General features: G+C 66.0%; 1 protein-coding gene. It reads left to right on the forward strand.

What is annotated here, in order from left to right:
- A partial coding sequence (locus AB0N02_RS47220; protein ID WP_363961733.1) for a condensation domain-containing protein occupies nucleotides 1-3,528 on the forward strand: 3,528 nt, incomplete at both ends.

The following is a 3,528-nucleotide window of genomic DNA, read 5'->3' on the forward strand; positions in this document are numbered from 1 at the left end:
TGAGCGGGGTGTTCGCCGAGGTGCTGGGGGTGGAGCGGGTCGGTGTCGAGGATTCGTTCTTTGATCTGGGGGGTCATTCGCTGTCGGCGACTCGGTTGGTGAGTCGTTTGCGTGCGGTGGTGGGGGTGGAGGTTCCTTTGCGTGTGGTGTTCGAGGCGCCGTCGGTGGTGGGTCTTGCGGAGTGGCTGGCGGTTTCGGGCGGGGAGGCTCGTCCGGCGTTGGTGGCGGCGGAGCGCTCTGGTGTGGTTCCGCTGGCGTTCGCTCAGCGGCGTCTGTGGTTTTTGAATCGGCTGGAGGGGCGTTCGGCGACCTACAACGTTCCTGTCGCGTTGCGGTTGGCGGGTGAGCTGGACGTCGTGGCGTTGGGGGCGGCGTTGCGGGACGTGGTCGGGCGGCATGAGTCGTTGCGGACCTTGTTTCCCGAGGTGGACGGGGTTGCCCGTCAGGAGGTTTTGGATGTTTCGTGCTGGCCGGGGTTGCGGGTGGTCGAGGTCGGTGAGGGTGATCTTGGTGTGATGGTCGCGGCGGAGGCCGAGTGCGGTTTTGATGTGTCGGTTGAGTTGCCGTTCCGGGCCTGTTTGTTCCGGGTGTCGGACGGTGAGCATGTGTTGTTGCTGGTGTTGCATCACATCGCGGGGGATGGGTGGTCGCTGGCGCCGTTGGCTCGTGACGTTGCGGTGGCGTATCGGGCTCGTGTGGATGATGTGGCTCCTCGGTGGGCGCCGTTGCCGGTGCAGTATGCCGACTACGCGCTCTGGCAGCGGGAGCTGCTGGGCAGCGAGGAGGATGCGGCCAGCCTGATCAGTCAGCAGCTGGAGTACTGGAAGCATGCGCTGGCCGGGATTCCGGACGAGTTGGGACTGCCGTTCGACCGGCAGCGTCCCGTGCGGGCATCGTATGAGGGCGGCTCGGTCGCGTTCGAGTTGAGCGCGGGGCTGCGGGACGGTTTGGAGCGTTTGGCTCGGGAGCGTCAGGCGAGCCTGTTCATGGTGCTGCAGGCCGGGCTTGCGGCCCTGTTGAGCCGGTTGGGTGCGGGGAGTGATGTTCCGATCGGGTCTCCGGTGGCCGGTCGTACGGATCAGGCGCTGGACGATCTGGTCGGGTTCTTCGTCAACACGCTGGTGTTGCGGACCGATGTGTCGGGGGATCCGTCGTTTCGGGAGTTGGTCGATCGGGTGCGTGAGGCGGATCTGGCCGCCTACGCCCATCAGGACGTGCCGTTCGAGCGTCTGGTGGAGTTGCTCAATCCCGAGCGTTCCATGGCCCGGCACCCCCTGTTCCAGGTGATGCTCACGCTGCAGAACAACTCCGAGGCCGTGCCTGAGCTGTCAGGCCTCACGGTCGAGGTGGAACGGGTTGCGGAAGGCGTCGCCAAGTTCGACTTGGAGTTCGTGTTCGAGCCGGACGGATCCGGCGGGCTGGCGGCGACGATCGAATACGCCACCGAACTGTTCCACCAGGCAACCGCGCAGGCGTTCGGCGACTGGCTGGTCGAGCTCCTTGAGGTCGTGGTGGCCGACCCGGCCCAGACCGTCGGGCAGATCGCGCTGCCTGGAGCCGATCAGTGGCGGGCCGCGGCCGCGGTCCCGGTCGGCACCCCACGGTTGATCGGTTATGTGGTACCGGTGCCGGGTTCAACGATCACCCCGGAAGAACTGCGGGCCTTCGTACGGGAGAACCTGCCGGAGGCGATGGTTCCGGCTGCGATGGTGTTCCTGGACCGTATGCCGTTGAGCGCGAACGGCAAGATCGACCTCAAGGCTCTGCCCAAACCCTCGACGACCGCCCTCGCCGCTTCAGGGAAGGTCGCGCACCGAACCCCGCGTACGTCGTTGGAGGAGGTGTTGAGCGGGGTGTTCGCCGAGGTGCTGGGGGTGGAGCGGGTCGGTGTCGACGACTCGTTCTTTGATCTGGGGGGTCATTCGCTGTCGGCGACTCGGCTGGTGAGTCGTTTGCGTGCGGTGGTCGGGGCCGAGGTTCCTTTGCGTGCGGTGTTCGAGGCGCCGACGGTGGCGGGTCTTGCGGAGTGGCTGGCGGTTTCGGGTGAGGAGGCTCGTCCGGCGTTGGTGGCGGTGGAGCGCTCTGGTGTGGTTCCGCTGTCGTTCGCTCAGCAGCGCCTTTGGTTCCTGAACCGTTTCGACGACGGTACCGCGACCTACAACATTCCTATCGCGTTGCGGTTGGCGGGTGGGTTGGACGTCGTGGCGTTGGGGGCGGCGTTGCGGGATGTGGTCGGGCGGCATGAGTCGTTGCGGACGTTGTTTCCCGAGGTGGACGGGGTCGCTCGTCAGCAGGTTCTGGACGTTTCGTGCTGGCCGGGGTTGCGGGGGGTGGAGGTCGGTGAGGACGGCGATCTTCAGGCGGCGGTTGAGAGGGAAACGCGCCGTGGGTTTGATGTTTCGGTTGAGTTGCCGTTCCGGGCTTGTTTGTTCCGGGTGTCGGGCGGTGAGCATGTGTTGTTGCTGGTGTTGCATCACATCGCGGGGGATGGGTGGTCGCTGGCGCCGTTGGCTCGTGACGTTGCGGTGGCGTATCGGGCTCGTGTGGATGATGTGGCTCCTCGGTGGGCGCCGTTGCCGGTGCAGTATGCCGACTATGCGCTCTGGCAGCGGGAGCTGCTGGGTGATGAGGAGGACGCGGCCAGCCTGATCAGTCAGCAGCTGGAGTACTGGAAGCATGCGCTGGCCGGGATTCCGGACGAGTTGGGACTGCCGTTCGACCGGCAGCGTCCCGCGCGTGCCAGTCATCGTGGGGGTGTGGTGCCGTTTGAGGTTTCGGCGCGGTTGCATCGTGATTTGGAGCGGGTGGCGCGTGAGTCCGGTGCGACGATGTTCATGGTGCTTCAGGCCGGGCTTGCGGCCCTGTTGAGCCGGTTGGGTGCGGGGAGTGATGTTCCGATCGGGTCTCCGGTGGCCGGTCGTACGGATCAGGCGCTGGACGATCTGGTCGGGTTCTTTGTCAACACGCTGGTGTTGCGGACCGATGTGTCGGGGGATCCGTCGTTTCGGGAGTTGGTCGATCGGGTGCGTGAGACGGATCTGGCCGCCTACGCCCATCAGGATGTGCCGTTCGAGCGTTTGGTGGAGTTGCTCAATCCCGAGCGTTCCATGGCCCGGCACCCCCTGTTCCAGATAAACCTGGCCTTCCAGAACAACGTGGTGCCGGAACTGGACCTGCCGGGGCTGTCGTGGACGCCGCTGCCGGTCGACTCGGGGACGGCCAAGTTCGATCTGGCCGTCAGTCTGGCCGAGCGTCGCGATGCCGACGGACTGGACGGATCGCTGGAGTACGCGGCCGATCTGTTCGACCGGGAGACGGTCGAGTTGCTGGCCGCACGGCTGATAGCCGTGCTGGAGGCGGTGGCCGGGGATCCGGACATTCCCGTGCATCGCATAGACGTGCTGATCGGTGGAGAACGGGACCGGGTCCTGGCCGAGTGGAATGACACCGCGCTTGAGGTGCCGGTGGCGACTCTTCCGGAGTTGTTCGAGGCCCAGGTCCGGGAGAGGGGTGCGGCGACCGCGGTGG

The organism is Streptosporangium sp. NPDC051022 (assembly GCF_040683035.1).
GTDB lineage: Bacteria > Actinomycetota > Actinomycetes > Streptosporangiales > Streptosporangiaceae > Streptosporangium.